Below are 15254 nucleotides of genomic sequence, written 5' to 3'. Positions count from 1 at the left end.
GAGATTAGGTGAAAGTTGTCTTAAAGCTAATCCTGTTGCTGGGTTTCCTCCACCATTTTTTCAGGCTCGCCCTTTCCGGTGGTGATCAGTTTGTAAAGGCTTGAGATATACTGGTTCCATCCATTGGAGCAATCTTTATAGCATTCAATAGTTGGAGTGAGGCCAACGTGCGTGAACTCTAAGTGTGTTTTATCACCATGCTGTGAAATTTCAAAAACGACCTGCGTGTTTGTCCATTCCTGCTTGTTTTGAAGAAAGCTAAGGTTGCTGTCAGTTATCAGCCAAACCACTTTTTTGTCAGGAATAACCTCGATCAGTTTTTGTTTGGAATAATGAACGTCTACAAAAAACTGAACGGAAAACTCATCATTCAGTTTTGTAGAGTCGCCCTTTATTTTTTCTATCCACCATTTTGTAACGCTGGTTACAGCATTGAAAACTTCGCGCGGAGATTGATCGACATCGAATGCGATGCTGAAATTTTTACTGTTCATATAGTGTTGATTTTTGCGTGAATGTTGTTTGGTCAGTTCTCCATCAAATAATTCAGGAAGGGTAGCGTTGGGGGAGTTTTCTCGATGAACCAAGCGACAGATTATCTATTAAGCTTTGCTTGCGTCGTCCCGATTCAATATCTCATCGGGATTCCGATACGAAGTGAAATCGGAACTTGTACCTTTAGTTCTTTATTCAGCGTCTGTGCCGCATTGCTCAATATTATTCTAAATGCACAAGTGTGCGACGCAACGGAAGCTCAATAGTATTCCCTCAGCCCGGCCCATAAAAAAAGCATTTGATGAAGAAACTGTTTCCGGGATCAAAGCTATTGTCTAAATAAGAAATTAGCAGGGTGTGAAATAGACTTTCTGAGGGGTTGATTTGGACAGTGGTTTTGTCTACATTTATGGAAAGATTTTTTATGAAGAATATTACAATAGTTGTTCCGGACTGTGAACTCAACCTAAACAGTGTAGCCGGTGCGTGGGAAATTCTAAGCAGGGCAAATGACTATTGGCAAAAAATTGGCAACCGGCCAAAGCTTGATATCCTTATTGCGGGCTTTGTTAAGGAATCTGTAATAAGCAAGGGCTATTTCACCGTTCATCCCACCGACATAAGAACGATTAAAAAAACTGATCTGCTGATCATTCCATCCATATTTGGCGACTATAAAGAGACGATCAAAAAGAATGAGGCATTGATTGATTGGATAGGTGAGCAATATAAGAATGGCGCGGAAATTGCGAGTATGTGTTCGGGTGCATTCCTCCTTGCGGCAACGGGTTTGCTGGAAGGAAAGACCTGTTCGACACACTGGAACTCCACGGAGGCTTTCAGGGAAATGTATCCCAACGTGAAGGTTTTGCAGGATAAGATCATCACTGATGAAAATGGCATTTACACAAATGGAGGTGGTTATTCATTTTTGAATCTTATGTTGTACCTCGTGGAAAAATTGTTTGACAGATCGGTAGCAATCTTTTGCTCCAAGATTTTTCAGATAGACATAGAAAGAACAACACAATCGCAGTTCTCTATCTTTCATATACAAAAGGGGCATGGTGATGAAGTGATCACCGAAGCGCAAAAATATATTGAAGAGAATATTGATGAAAAAATTTCATTTGAAAAACTGGCATCGCAGCTCGCCATCAGCCGTCGCAATTTTGACAGAAGATTTATTAAAGCCACCGGAAATACACCTGTAGAGTATCTGCAACGTGTGAAAGTTGAAGCTGCTAAAAAAGAATTGGAGAAAGGCCGTAAATCAATTTACGAGATCATGAATGACGTGGGGTATAATGATGACAAGGCCTTCAGGGAAGTCTTCAAGAAAGTGACCGGACTGTCTCCGCTGGATTATAAAAGTAAGTATAGCAAGGAGAGAGTTGCGGTTTGAGAGAAATTACTGAATAACTGAGTAACTGAATGACTGAATAACGACGGATAATCGAATAACTGAATTATTTGAGATCGAAGAACAGTCACGCTATTTGACGTTCAACCATTCAGTTGTTCAGTTAATCAGTTACTAGTTCCTCAAATATGTTTCTACCTTTACATCGCTTAACATTAAAAAAGCTAAACACCATGAAATCATTATTCTTACTGTTATTCTTTCCCGTTTTGTTCGGTAGTTTTACAACGTACAACAAAAAGGGGCTTACCGATGCTGAAAGAAAGTTTGCTGTTGATCTTCTCAACAAAACTAAAAACGATCTTCTCGCCAGTGTACAAGGTTTGTCCGACGCACAATTGAATTTTAAGCCTGCGCCAGATCGCTGGTCTGTATTGGAGTGTGTACAGCATATCACGCTCTCTTCAAAAGGCATATTCGAAGGTCAGCAAAAGATGGCAAAAGCGCCAAACGACAGCGCTTTTAAAACAAGTTTTACTGATGAACAGTTTGTTGCAATGATCGAAGACAGAAGCCACAAAGCGCAGGCTCCCGAGCCTTTCAAACCCGTGAATTCTCCTTACAAAACACTGGCGGAAACTTTGGCGCAGTTTAATACTGACAGAGACAATCTCATCAAATATGTACAAGGTACAGACGAGGATTTGAGGAACCATGTATCCAAACTGCCTTTTGGTAAAGCAGATGCGTATCAAATGATATTGCTGATCGGTGCACACACTAACAGGCACACGCAACAATTGAATGAAGTAAAAGCAGATCCTGGTTTTCCGAAACAATAAAGGAAACGGAAATTAGAAAATAAGAAATAAGAATTACGAATTAAAGGTGCAGTCTTCATAATTGGATGCTGCACTTTTCATTTAGAAAGGCTTTTGCATTAATGCAAAAGTTGCACCTGAAGAATTCTTAATTCCTAATTCTTAATTGAGGTTTATCTTGCATCATGATCCAAACCAACGAAACATTCGCCATCATAGGCGGCGGTATTGCCGGGCTTACTGCTGGCATAGCGCTTTCACAGAAAGGGATAAAGACTACCATCTTCGAGGCTGCGCCGGAAGTGAAGCCTGTGGGAGCGGGAATTGTACTCGCAGCAAATGCAATGCTGGCATATCGCAAGCTGGGTATAGATACAGATATCATTCCTTTGGGAAAACAATTGTCAGGATTCGATATTCTTTCCTCCGGTGGCAAATTGATCACCAGAACTGACACAACGTTTTTGTCAGTAGATGGAGCGCCGGATAATTTTACCATACACCGCGCCGTATTGCATAATGTTTTGTTGTCAAAAATTCCTGCGACTCCTATACATACGAATAAAAGACTCAGGTCTTTCGAGCAAATGGAAAATGAAATTGTATTGCATTTTGAAGATGGAACCACCCATGCGACGACTTATCTCATCGCCGCAGACGGCATTCATTCTCCGGTACGAAAACTGTTACTTCCTGAATCAACGCCAAGATATGCCGGCTATACCTGTTGGAGGGCTGTTGTAAATACCGCCCGGTTCAACGAAGCGGGGAGTTCGGAAACATGGGGCGCAAAAGGACGGTTTGGCATAGCGCCCCTTGCCGACGATAAGGTGTATTGGTTCGCCTGTATCAACGCTCAGCAGAATGATGTAACAATGCGTGGCTTTAAAGTCGCTGATCTGCAAAAAGAATTCGTATCATACCACCAGGACATACAAACATTGCTTGCTCAAACTCCCGATGAAGCGTTGATCTGGAGTGATATTATTGACCTCAGGCCATTACAGCATTTTGCATTTGGCAACATTTTGCTTATTGGCGACGCTGCGCACGCCACAACGCCCAATATGGGACAAGGCGCCTGCCAGGGCATAGAGGACGCCATTGTGCTGGCCGACGAACTGGCGAAACATAAAACGGCACCGGAAGCTTTTCTTGGCTTCGAAAAAAGGCGCCTGGCACGCACCCGCAATATTACAAACACTTCCTGGGTGTTGGGGAGAATGGCCCAAATGGAAAATGCATTGCTCTGCCGCCTCAGGAACACTTTCATGCGCTCGCTGCCTGAGAAATTTAAACAAACACAAGTACGAAAGGTGCTGAAAGTGGACTTTTGAGAGAGCAGGCAGATGACGCAGATTAAACTGATGTACATTGATTTGATTTGAAACAGAATGAACAGAATAAACTGAATAGACTGAATAAACTGGAGGTGTATGTGCAACATACTCTTCGGTCTCTGGCCTTCAATAATTCTATTATTCAGTAATTCCCCCTCAGTCCATTCAGTTTATTCAGTCATTCGAACAATTTCCCGCCGTCCTTTGTTTCATTTCGGATGAGCTTATTCGTCATAAGTAACCCGCTCCGATATGAACGCAGTTGGCAAAAAAATTCAGTCACTCTGGGCCCAGGAAGCAAGCCTTACCGTTTTGCTTTGTATTCTATTTATACACATTTTCATCGTTATTCCATTTGGGCAGGGCACTACCTTTGGCAGACTGATCTTCTTTGCTTTCTACATTTGTTTACTTGTAACCGGCATATTGATATTTTTCGAGAATTTCATCCTGAAATTAATTGTCTCCGCCCTGGTTGTCCTCATTATTCTCGGCGCAATATTCCGTTCTCCATCGCTGGATGTGATTAACAACTTACTTACCGTTTTGTATTGCATGCTGCTTAGCTGGGTAGTACTGCTTCGCACGTTCCACGACGGCCCCGTAACCGTGCACCGGGTATTTGGTGCGGTAGTGGTTTATCTCCTCCTCAGTTTCATATTTGCTTTATTGTATCAAACGATTTACCTGATTGAGGGAGGCGCTGCCTTTAAAGGATTGGCCTCATCGGATAGAAAGGAATTCATGTATTTCAGTCTTACAACATTGACCACTGCTGGTTATGGTGATATTAATCCGGCATTGCCTTTTAGCAGATCGCTGGCAAACATGGAAGCACTGATAGGGCAGTTGTATCCCGCAGTGTTGATAGCGCGGCTTGTGTCGATGGAATTTGAATCGTCAAAAGAAAGAAAACAAAAATAAATAAATCAATCAATCTGATTCCAACTAACCATTCAATAACAACTCCCCAACTTTATGAACCAGTTTGTAAAAGACATCAAATCAAAACCCATTTTTTGGATGGGCATTGCCGTACCAATTGTATTGATATTGCATTGGACTCATAGTGGATCGGACACATTAATGTTCCTTCTGTCGCTGATTGCAATCATCCCGCTGGCAGCCTTTCTATCGCACGCCACTGAAGGCATTGCCGCCAAAACCGGCGATACCATCGGTGGTTTGCTTAACGCAACATTGGGCAATCTTACAGAAATGGTGATCTTCATTGCAGCGCTGAATCAGGGTTTGATAGATCTTGTAAAAGCTTCTATTGCCGGCGCTGTGGTTACCAACTCGTTGTTCATGCTGGGAATGTCTTTTTTACAAGGCGGGCTAAAATATAGAGTTCAAAACTTTAACAGGCTGAATGCATTCATTCAATCATCATTGTTGTTTGTTGTTTGCATCGCTTTAATGGTGCCTACCGTTGTAGCGAAAGTTTCTGAGGGTGAAAAAACGGTGCCATTGGAAAAGATCAGCCTTGGTATTGCGATTTTATTAATGGTCGTTTATTTGCTGAGTTTATTTTTTTCATTAAAAACCCATTCGAATTTTTTCAAGTCGGAAGAAGTAGAAGGTGGACATGGCGAAGAACATGTGTGGCCCGTAAAGACAGCTGTAATTGTGCTTATAATATCAGCGACTTGTATTGCCATAGTGAGTGAGATTTTTGTGGAAGGTGTGCAAGATGCTTCCGAAAAAATGGGATTGTCACAGGGGTTCGTAGGATTCATCATTATACCGATAGTAGGTGCAGCAGCCGAAATGATGTCAGCATTTTCTGCCGCCAAGAAAAACAAGCTGGATATCAGCGTAGGTATTGCTATGGGCAGCTCTGCGCAGATCGCTCTTTTCGTAACACCGCTTATGGTGATGCTCAGTTACTTTATTGCGCCTGCTCACATGGATCTCAGCTTTAAAGGCGGATTGATCTTTATGCTTTTGTTTGGAACATTAACGGTGGCGCTCACGTCCAATCACGGAAAGTCCACGTGGTACCTCGGGGTGCTCCTGCTGTCCGTGTACGCGATCTTTGGCGTAACGCTCTATTTTCTGGATTAGAAAACATGGCTGCATGCTTATTCTTACCTTTAGCAAAACAAAGCGTTCATGAAGAATGAAGGACCAGTATTCTTTGAAAAGAAATCCGATTTTAGAAAATGGCTGCAGAAAAATCATAAAAAGGAAACAGAATTGTTGGTTGGATTTTATAAAGTCGGCAGCGGAAAAACCAGTATAACCTGGTCAGATGCTGTTGATGAGGCTCTTTGTTTTGGCTGGATAGATGCCGTGCGAAAATCAATCGATGAAGAGAGCTACCAAATCCGGTTTACGCAACGTAAACCTAATAGTATTTGGAGTGCCGTTAACATCACAAAAGTTGAAGAGCTGACAAGGCAGGGCCTGATGCAACCCGCCGGATTGGAAAGCTTTTCCAAAAGAACAGAAAGTAAATCAAGAGTGTATCCACACGAAAATGAGGAAATAGAGCTAGATGCTGAGTTTAAAAAGCAGTTCAGTGCAAACGAAAAAGCGTGGAAATATTTTCAATCGCTGGCGCCTTCTTACAGGAAGCTATCTATAAGTTGGGTGATGACCGCAAAACAGAACGGCACCCAATTAAAACGACTGCAACAATTGATTTCCGACTGTGCAGCCGGAACGAACAGGTGGAAAGATAATAAATACAACAAGAAATAGTAGATAGATAGGACCAAGCTGAAATATTGGCTACACCACGTTTCTACAAGATAGTAGTGTGATCCATGTTTTGTACTTTGATCAACCTGTTTTTATATAGATTTAAATTTTTGTATCTAATGCAAATGCCTTTTCCACGCCAATAATTATCGGAATCACTCTCGATTAATTGCATGTGTAAGTGGGGCCTTTCTGTCCAACCTGAATTTCCAACCAATCCAAGCAAATCATTTTTATTGACAATATCGCCTGGCTTAACCTTTATACTGTCTTTTTTTAAATGGCCTACCAACAAATAATGGTTATTTTTTTTTATTACAACAGTATTACCAGTATTATAGGGGTAATTTCCAGAAAATGTATCGTTATCAGGAATGCTTTTTTCGACTTTTACGACAATACCCTCCATAGGGCTATAAAGATTCTCACCAAAAATGGGATATTCATTATTAGTTTTTGGAAGAAAATGGGTTTTGGTAATTTTCACTATATCTGTAGCATAGAGCATTGAATTGTTTGTTTTGTTCTTCTTATGTATCGGCGAATAGTAATGATAATTCATCAGGCGACTAATTTTAGAATTTCCGCCATCTGTAATTAAATAGTCTCCGGATCTAAAAGGAAACGATATTTCCACAAATACTTTGTCTTTTTTTAAGGTTACAAAAAGTATTTTTATCAATTCAAAAAGTAGATAGGCTTGAATAGCAGCAAGGCTAATGATCAAGTAAGGATTAGTATGGTTATTCCAGCCTTTTTGATATTTCCAAAAAAATATTGTGATGATGGCAACTTGTGATGTTAAACAAAACAATTTTCTGAATTTAATTCCAAAGAACTCCCAATATCCTGCGAGGTATAAGATAATCAATACTGTTTGAGTTATTGAAAGAGAAAGGAAGCGGTCATTGGTTAACATTACAGAGAATAAAATTAAGACCAAGAGTAAAACAATATGCGATGTTATTAACTTAATCGCAATTTTAGACCTTTCATTCATTTGTGGGGGATTGTCTTTTGGAACAGCCCAAAACTAATTCCATTTTTTATTGAATCAAATAAATGTCTTAGAAAAGCTCGCTATATACAAAGCTCAACAACAGTTGCAAGGAAAATATTTAAAGGATCGTTGGCGCATTATCGAACCAATCTAAGGCTTTGCCTACAATTAGTGCTTTACAACTTAAATGTTTTGTTTTGATCTTCTGCTTGAATAGGACTCAGATGCCTCGTTGCTCGGGATGATGGAACATGCTTTTAGCTTTTAACACCTAACGTAATGCTAGGTATTCACTTCAATCACTTTCACCGGGCATGCGTCTGCGGCCCGTTTGTTTGCTTCGATATCGGCTTCGCTTATGCGAAGGTTCCAACGGCCGCTTTTTTCAACGGAGTTAAGCAATACACTTTTACCATCCTTCTTTGACATGCGCCAAAATTCCGGAGCGTGTTCAGTGCAGTAATTGCAACCAATGCATTTGTTCCTTCTATATACTACGATGGGCATGATTTAATAATTTTCAACTTCCAATTCTCAACTCACTAAATATTCGCACTAAACTATTTTATATAATTTATCCGAGGTTCTGATTGGCTTGTCAACTGGAAATGCGCATCTGTCGCCCTTTACAGCGATGTCTTTTGCGCCATCATCATTCACGTGCAATGAAGTGATAATACTTTCGTACACACCCGTAGTTGGCCCTGTTATGAGAATGCGGTCGCCGACATTCAATTGATAGGTTTCAATTTCAAACTCTGCAATCTGTGTTTTGGAGAAATAATGTTTGCCTTTGCCGAGATAGATCTTTTGCGTGGTTGCTTGTGATCCGGCAGCATTGCTCCATTCGCCCATTTTTTTGCCAAGAAAATAACCTCCCCAAAAATCACGGTTGTACACTTCTTTGAGGCGTTCGTTCCATTGGTTGATCTTTTCCTCGTCAAATGTTTTTTGTGCTATAGCATCAATTGCTTCGCGGTAGCATGCGGTTACGGTGCTTACATATTCAGGGCTGCGGCCGCGGCCTTCGATCTTTAATACATCAACGCCGGCAAGTAAAAGCTGATCAAGAAAATCAATTGTTTTGAGATCCTTTGACGACATGATATATTCGTTGTCTATTTCCAGCTCCACATCATCTTCAATGTCTGTTACCTTGTAGCGATGGCGGCAGTTTTGAATACAGGCGCCACGGTTTGCAGAAGCGTTATGGCTGTGCAGACTCAAATAACATTTTCCTGAAACGGCCATGCATAAAGCACCATGTGCAAAGACCTCTATTTTTATTGGGTTGCCGGAAACTCCGCAAATATTTTGCCTTTGAATTTCTTTACAAATTGTTTCCACTTGCTTCAAACTCAATTCTCTTGCCAACACAATTACATCCGCAAAAGGAGCGAAGAATTTGACCGTTTCTATATTGGAAACATTTGCCTGTGTGGAAATGTGAACGGGCATTCCAATAGATGCTGCCTGAGCGATTACTGCATGATCCGCAGCAATAACAGCATCGATGCCCGCTGCCTTGGCTCTGTTGATAATGTTTTTAATCAACGAAAGATCATGATCGTAAATAATTGTATTGAGAGTGAGATAAGCTTTTACATTCTTTGCATGACATTGAAACGCTATGCTCTGCAGGTCGTCCAAAGTAAAATTCATCGTGGCTCTTGCCCTCATGTTGAGTTGGTCGATTCCAAAATAGACAGCATTAGCGCCACTTTGTATGGCGGCTGTCAAGGATTCAAAATTACCCGCGGGGGCCAGTAACTCAACTGTTTTAGTTTGCTGCATTGCTCACACTTTAAAAAAAGAAGTGCAAGTTGCAGTCATTTATGATAAAAATGGGTGACGAAAATCAGGTTCGAAGAATTTGGTTTTGAGTAATGGGTGATAAGTAAGAAACCAGTTAACAGGTAATCAGTTTTCAACTATTATGACCTTTGGGAATTAACAAATCAATAAACGAAGAATAAAAGGCTGATTTACTTCATGTTCTGCCTACAACCACTCAGGTACCTTTGCATTTTACTTTATAAAGTGCAGCCGCTTGTCGTATTTCTGCGACTTATGTACAATCATTAAACACAAAAAACCGTTTCTATGTTTAAGAAAAGAGCTCTTCAAATGCACGAACAGTGGGCAGGTAAGATTGAAGTTGTTTGCAATGCCAGGATCACAAACCGCGAGGAGTTGAGCATTGCCTATACTCCCGGTGTTGCGGAGCCTTGTCTGGCAATATCAAAAGATGTGGATCTCTCATATAAATATACAAGACGTAACAATCTCGTGGCCGTTATTACAGATGGCACTGCCGTTCTGGGTCTTGGCGACATCGGTCCGGAAGCTGGAATGCCGGTAATGGAAGGAAAGTGTGCCTTGTTCAAAACATTTGCAAACGTAGACGCGTTCCCTTTGTGCCTTCGCACAAAAAGTGTTGATGAAATTGTAAATACTGTTAAACTCCTGGAAGGCAATTTTGCGGGTATTAACCTGGAAGATATTTCTGCTCCCCGCTGCTTTGAAATAGAAAGACGGTTGCGTGCGGAGTGCGACATCCCTGTGTTTCACGATGATCAGCATGGTACTGCGATCGTTACACTTGCGGCGATGTTGAACGCACTGAAAATTGTTGACAAAGATATTCACGATATAAATGTGGTAATCAATGGTTGCGGCGCTGCCGGCATTGCTGTAGCGAAACTTTTGATGAGCATGGGGCTTGAAAAAGTAATTCTGTGCGACAGATCAGGGGCGGTATATGAAGGCAGGGAAAATCTGAATCGCGAAAAAATGGAAATTGCCCGCACTTCAAATCTCGAAAGAAAGAGTGGGAAACTTTCGGAGGTGATCGAAGGCGCAGATGTGTTTATTGGCGTATCTGCTCCAAACTCATTAACCGAAGCAGATGTACAATCAATGGCAAAAGATGCTATCATTTTTGCAATGGCAAATCCAATTCCTGAAATCATGCCTGACGTTGCATTAAGGGCAGGAGCGAAGATTGTGGGAACGGGCCGGTCAGATTTTGCCAACCAGATCAACAATGTGCTTGCATTTCCCGGTATTTTCAGAGGAGCGCTTGATGTACGTGCAAGCGATATTAACGATGAAATGAAAATTGCTGCGGCGAAAGCCATTGCGGAAATTATAACAGATGACGAATTAAATCCTGAATACATCATTCCCGATGTGTTTGATAAAAGAGTGGCTGTTGAAGTGGCAAGGGCAGTGGCGGAGGTAGCAATGGAAACGGGAGTGGCAAGAATTGAAAGTGTGTGTGTTTAATTATAGAACGCCTGTACCCGGGGAGATCTTGGGGCAGGCTTATTTTTTTTCTGGATTGAATATGGCATTGATCCATTGCAGGCTGTCCGGCATGGTCCTGTTGTAGTGTTTGAAACCGCCTTCCGATAAAAGAATCTCGTTCTTTGAAGGCCATTTCGGAACGTATGCGATTTCGATATTCTTGTTAAATAGTTTTTCCTCAATCAGCCCCTCCAGCTTTCTGCTTTTGGAGGAATGAATCACTATCTGCGAAGTGTAAGTCTTACCGCCTACATCAAAGGTCGCATAAACGATATATCCTTCGCTGTATTTACCGGGACTCCACATGTAATGATTAACTCTCCCCAACGTAAAGGCATGTTCTCTTTTTAGCAGATTGTCGCAGTAAACTCCAAATACTGTTGTGATCAAGATGATTGAAAACATAGCGATGCCAACTCTTTTTATGAAGTTGGTTTTTTGGAGAACTTCTGTGAACTTTTTATTGGAAAAAGCTTGTATTTCTGTTGAAAAATCTTCCATTGTTTAAGGCTCATATTTGCACCAGGGTTGCCGGCAAAACTGTAAACTACAAAGTGTTTGTTCCAAATCATCTTTTATTGATACAGAGTTTTCAAATTCCTGTCGATATTTGCTGCGATTCATTTACATAGCCAATAAAATGATAGGTAAACTTTTCAAATTTAACTGGATTTATTTCGCTCTCACGATTGCGTTGTTTGCCACGGAAGTGTTCATTGCGAAATATGTTCATGATACGATCATAAGACCTTACGGCGGAGATTTTCTCGTTGTTATATTGATCTACTGCTTTGTAAAATCTTTTGTGGATACACCGTTCCTTAAAACGGCGATTGCTGTTCTGTTGTTTTCTTTCCTGATTGAAACGTTACAATATCTTCATTTTGTAGATAGAATTGGACTAAGCAACAACAAGCTGGCAAGGCTTGTTATCGGCGTGTCATTTTGAGTGGATAGATATCCTTTCTTATATCTTAGGAATTTTGCTGGTGCTGGTTTTAGAAAACCTTCTTCGATTGAGAACGCATAACTCATGATTTATAGCTAAAAACTCAAAACCTCAATTGCAACTGCAAATACATCAGGCTCTGGCTATAACAAGTCGTCAGCGGCACATTGTGTTTGAATACTTCAATGTTGGAGCCTACTTGCAATGTTGCGTACATATCATCTGCAAAAACAAAAGAAACGTTTGGCGTAATGACTTGATACGGATTGTCTCCCAATATAGAATTTTCGTTCAGGTACTCGTACCGTGATGAAAATTCAAGTGCCCTTAAGCGGGCATTATTGTAGTTATAACGCACCAGTGGAAAAACGTAGATGCCCCACATTTTGCAATTGGAGAGTTGCGGCTTAAGAGTAGTTGCGGCGTTGAATAAATTGAAATTGGTGCCCGACTTACCTTCAGCGGTTAGCAGCAGTTCCCATTTCTTGTTTTCGCAGAGATCAATTTTGCCTGTTACATCACCGCCCCATGCGAAGCCGGTACCTGCACCAAAACTACCAGACGCGGCGTTGGCACCCAACGTAAAATGTTCAGATAAAGTGGTTTCTAATCTTCCGTACACATTTTTTGTATTGTCGTTGTCACTGGGTTGGTTGCGATTGTTGCCGTTATAAATACCGGCATAGTATTTAACGAACTTCTTGTCATCGCCTGATATATTTCCGAATACAGATACACCCAACTGAAACCCCTGCCAGCCGTTGGCTGCAAACAATGAATATTGATTGGAGTAATCCAGCGTTCTGACTAACTCTGCAGGTATCAGATCTTCAATGCCAAAGAAAGGCCTGAACTGTCCTGCCTGGATATTGAAATGCTTATTCGCCGAATATTTTACAAAAGCATTCTCCACCACTTTATTTGCCGTGTTTCCGCTAAACTCAGCAAAGTTAAACATGAAGTTAGTAGAGAACCGGTCGTTCACCGCAGCCTTCACCATGAAGCGGGCCCTGCGTAGGGAAAATGTATTGGTGACGCCTTTCGTAACGGCCGGATCGAAATGCTTGCCTGTAACGTCCACATTGTGAGTAAGGGAAGCCATGTAGCGTACCTGAAGCAAAGCGTTGAAAGTGATGGCTCGCTTGATGGCTGAATAGTTTGAACAGGTATCTTTCTTTTCCTGTCCATGCAATGGCTGATTGAAAAAAATAACTATAAAGGCTACAGGAAACAATACCTTGAGACCCTGTTTAAGAACAGCGTATTGATTCATAAATATCAGTGATTTGGTGGGTGGCACTTTTTAAAAAAGAATGGATCTTGTTGTGATCAATTGGTCATAAATACGGCGCAAGATGCGAATATCTGCACAGGAGAGAAATGATGAAAGTCGCGTTAGTAAATGATTTTGTTCATTTAATTGTGCTTCCGATAATTTAAAGACTCAAAACTCATAATTTAAAACAGCGTAATTTTGATTGAGATTATTTGGTTAAAAACCAAACCAAAAATTATGGCACAAGAATTCATGCTTTACATTCGAAATGCCGGAGATGCCAAAGCCGCGCTGTCAGCCGACGAACATTTAGCATTCATCAAACAATGCGAAGCGTATATTGGATTGCTAAAAGCAAAAGGTAAATTGATTGCTGCACAACCTATCGTAAGAGAAGGTTTTCTTATTGCCAAACGTGACCGCACCTGGGTATCCAAACCCATCGACCCAACAAAAGAAGTGCAGGTTGGCTATTACCACATTACAGCAAATGACATCGACGAAGCGGTGGAAATAGCAAAGCAAAACCCGGAATTTGCATTTGTTCCTTCCGCAACGATAGAAGTAAGGCCAATTAAAACGAAGGAAATGGAGACGGATTTTGTGTATCCGAAGTAGTGGGCACACAGATGACACTGATTAGACTGATCTACACTGATTTTTTCGAACAGCGGCGAGAAAAAAAATCATTGCGCATTCGATTTTGCGACCATTCAGTTACTCAGTTATTCAGTTATTAAAAAAGGTCAGTGTAAATCAGACTAATCTGTGTCATCCGTGTGCAAAAAAAGGTGTTTTATCGCTGTCGCGCCATTACATAAATTGCAATGCCAAGCGCAATAATAGCCAATACAAGCATCACGATTTTGAGTGCGCTGTATGGTCTTTCCCCCACCACTTCACCAGTGCAGGCGTTTACAGTAAAATGATAAAGTTTATTTTTGTAATTGTAGGCGCACATCCATACAGGCAATAACACATACTTCAGCATAGTGTTATAATACTGTGTATCATAGTCTGAAATTTGCTGTTCATCTCCGCCAATATCTCTGCGAATCGTATCTTCAATGGTGCCGACCATTTGTTGTTTAGCTACGTCAAATCCGCTTTGTGCTGTTACCTGGTACAGCTCTGCACGGAAACCGCTTAAATAACGTTCATCGTAAGCTACCAATTCAGACAATTCCCATGGTTCCAGTTTATCCGCTATTTTTTGCGGCAAAGATGTGCTGGCCGATATTAAGAGGTCGCTGAAGGGACAATCCACTTCGCCACTTGCGGGGTACCATGCGGTATGTCTTACCTGGCGTGTTCTTGTTTCCGATTTGCCATTGACTGTTTCCGTATATGTTTCTGTGGTGTAGTAGTATTCGCCTCTTCTGCCGGTGTACTCCGTTTCTGTATCTGTATCATACACCCAATAAGGTATGTAAATGCCGCGCAGTGCCCCGGCTGTTCTTTGCTCCACCACACGCTGCAGATCTGATGGGGCAAACCATAATTTTTTCATCCATGCGCCAAAATTCTTTTTAGCCTGCTGGTCGTTTACAAAAAACGGCAGCACATAATGTGGCTTCACAACTTCTTGCTGCTGCTGATTGATCGTTAGCAACGGGCTGCCACAGAACGTGCAATTCCCTGCCACGGTTTTGTCATCCAAAGTAGTGACGGCGCCGCAGCTATTACATTTCGTAACCGTTATAACATTTGTAACAACGCTTGCATTATCGTTGATAAAAGTGTTGTAGTCGTAGGCATGTACGGGCTGATGTGTATCCGGAATTTCATTCACTGTTTCACAGAAATCACATTTCAGGGAATGAGTTCCAGGTGCAAAATGCATTACAGCGCCACAGTTCTCGCACTTGAAAGTATTGCCATGTATTTCAGCAGTATTGTTCTCTTCCAACATAGTGTCCGGTATTTGGGGGTGGGTGGTTCAAAACGCTATCGGTCACTATTTTTTGATAGAGATCGATAGCTCTGTGGGAACAT

General features: G+C 41.4%; 16 protein-coding genes. 9 read left to right on the top strand and 7 right to left on the bottom strand.

Translation table 11 applies throughout. The features are described 5' to 3' along the window. Positions 1 to 26: 26 nt before the first annotated feature. Positions 27 to 494: an SRPBCC family protein gene (locus QJ048_RS07040; protein ID WP_282333637.1), complete on the bottom strand. Its 468-nt coding sequence runs from the start codon at positions 492 to 494 to the stop codon at positions 27 to 29. Positions 495 to 919: 425 nt separating this feature from the next. Between QJ048_RS07040 and QJ048_RS07035 the strand changes: the two genes are divergently transcribed. The 6 genes from QJ048_RS07035 to QJ048_RS07010 all read left to right on the top strand — a co-directional run bounded on the left by QJ048_RS07035 (position 920) and on the right by QJ048_RS07010 (position 6725). Continuing rightward, a complete protein-coding gene (locus tag QJ048_RS07035; protein WP_282333636.1) occupies positions 920 to 1900 on the top strand; it encodes a GlxA family transcriptional regulator in 981 nt (326 codons plus the stop codon). Between the two features lie 191 nt (positions 1901 to 2091). Beyond that, a complete protein-coding gene (locus QJ048_RS07030) occupies positions 2092 to 2700 on the top strand; it encodes a DinB family protein (protein ID WP_282333635.1) in 609 nt (202 codons plus the stop codon). Between the two features lie 164 nt (positions 2701 to 2864). Continuing rightward, positions 2865 to 4016: an FAD-dependent monooxygenase gene (locus QJ048_RS07025; RefSeq protein ID WP_282333634.1), complete on the top strand. Its 1152-nt coding sequence runs from the start codon at positions 2865 to 2867 to the stop codon at positions 4014 to 4016. A 255-nt stretch (positions 4017 to 4271) separates the two neighbouring features. Continuing rightward, on the top strand, positions 4272 to 4943 hold the full coding sequence (locus tag QJ048_RS07020) for an ion channel (RefSeq protein ID WP_282333633.1): 672 nt from the start codon (positions 4272 to 4274) through the stop codon (positions 4941 to 4943). A 54-nt stretch (positions 4944 to 4997) separates the two neighbouring features. After that, positions 4998 to 6086 (top strand): calcium/proton exchanger, encoded by a 1089-nt coding sequence (gene cax, locus QJ048_RS07015; RefSeq protein ID WP_282333632.1) that lies wholly within the window; start codon positions 4998 to 5000, stop codon positions 6084 to 6086. A gap of 48 nt (positions 6087 to 6134) precedes the next feature. Further along, positions 6135 to 6725 carry a YdeI/OmpD-associated family protein gene (locus QJ048_RS07010; RefSeq protein ID WP_282333631.1) on the top strand — a complete coding sequence of 197 codons (591 nt, stop codon included), beginning with the start codon at positions 6135 to 6137 and terminating at the stop codon, positions 6723 to 6725. A 43-nt stretch (positions 6726 to 6768) separates the two neighbouring features. Here the strand turns inward: QJ048_RS07010 and QJ048_RS07005 are convergent, their stop codons facing one another. The 3 genes from QJ048_RS07005 to QJ048_RS06995 all read right to left on the bottom strand — a co-directional run bounded on the left by QJ048_RS07005 (position 6769) and on the right by QJ048_RS06995 (position 9519). Next, a complete protein-coding gene (locus QJ048_RS07005) occupies positions 6769 to 7725 on the bottom strand; it encodes a M23 family metallopeptidase (RefSeq protein WP_282333630.1) in 957 nt (318 codons plus the stop codon). Between the two features lie 282 nt (positions 7726 to 8007). Further along, positions 8008 to 8232, bottom strand: a complete 225-nt coding sequence (locus QJ048_RS07000; protein ID WP_282333629.1) for a ferredoxin — start codon at positions 8230 to 8232, stop codon at positions 8008 to 8010. A 48-nt stretch (positions 8233 to 8280) separates the two neighbouring features. Further along, positions 8281 to 9519: a peptidase U32 family protein gene (locus tag QJ048_RS06995; RefSeq protein WP_282333628.1), complete on the bottom strand. Its 1239-nt coding sequence runs from the start codon at positions 9517 to 9519 to the stop codon at positions 8281 to 8283. A gap of 309 nt (positions 9520 to 9828) precedes the next feature. Between QJ048_RS06995 and QJ048_RS06990 the strand changes: the two genes are divergently transcribed. Then, complete coding sequence (locus tag QJ048_RS06990; RefSeq protein WP_282333627.1) at positions 9829 to 11013, top strand: NAD(P)-dependent malic enzyme; 1185 nt, start codon at positions 9829 to 9831, stop codon at positions 11011 to 11013. A 39-nt stretch (positions 11014 to 11052) separates the two neighbouring features. On the opposite strand, the gene QJ048_RS06985 is transcribed toward QJ048_RS06990, so the two are convergent. Beyond that, positions 11053 to 11535 (bottom strand): hypothetical protein, encoded by a 483-nt coding sequence (locus QJ048_RS06985; RefSeq protein WP_282333626.1) that lies wholly within the window; start codon positions 11533 to 11535, stop codon positions 11053 to 11055. A gap of 139 nt (positions 11536 to 11674) precedes the next feature. On the opposite strand from QJ048_RS06985, the gene QJ048_RS06980 reads away from it, so the two are divergent. Continuing rightward, positions 11675 to 11983: a ribosomal maturation YjgA family protein gene (locus tag QJ048_RS06980; RefSeq protein ID WP_282333625.1), complete on the top strand. Its 309-nt coding sequence runs from the start codon at positions 11675 to 11677 to the stop codon at positions 11981 to 11983. 103 nt (positions 11984 to 12086) lie between these two features. Here the strand turns inward: QJ048_RS06980 and QJ048_RS06975 are convergent, their stop codons facing one another. Continuing rightward, on the bottom strand, positions 12087 to 13256 hold the full coding sequence (locus QJ048_RS06975) for a porin (protein WP_282333623.1): 1170 nt from the start codon (positions 13254 to 13256) through the stop codon (positions 12087 to 12089). A 240-nt stretch (positions 13257 to 13496) separates the two neighbouring features. On the opposite strand from QJ048_RS06975, the gene QJ048_RS06970 reads away from it, so the two are divergent. Then, positions 13497 to 13877, top strand: a complete 381-nt coding sequence (locus tag QJ048_RS06970; protein WP_282333622.1) for a YciI family protein — start codon at positions 13497 to 13499, stop codon at positions 13875 to 13877. Between the two features lie 178 nt (positions 13878 to 14055). On the opposite strand, the gene QJ048_RS06965 is transcribed toward QJ048_RS06970, so the two are convergent. Further along, the gene (locus QJ048_RS06965; protein WP_282333621.1) at positions 14056 to 15171 is read right to left on the bottom strand and encodes a TFIIB-type zinc ribbon-containing protein; all 1116 of its coding nucleotides are present in this window, start codon (positions 15169 to 15171) and stop codon (positions 14056 to 14058) included. Between the last annotated feature and the right edge of the window lie 83 nt (positions 15172 to 15254).

Source organism: Pinibacter soli (assembly GCF_029961145.1).
Classification (GTDB): domain Bacteria; phylum Bacteroidota; class Bacteroidia; order Chitinophagales; family Chitinophagaceae; genus Pinibacter; species Pinibacter soli.
The sequence above is the reverse complement of the archived record's forward strand: the minus strand, read 5'-3'. Positions and strand labels throughout refer to the sequence as shown.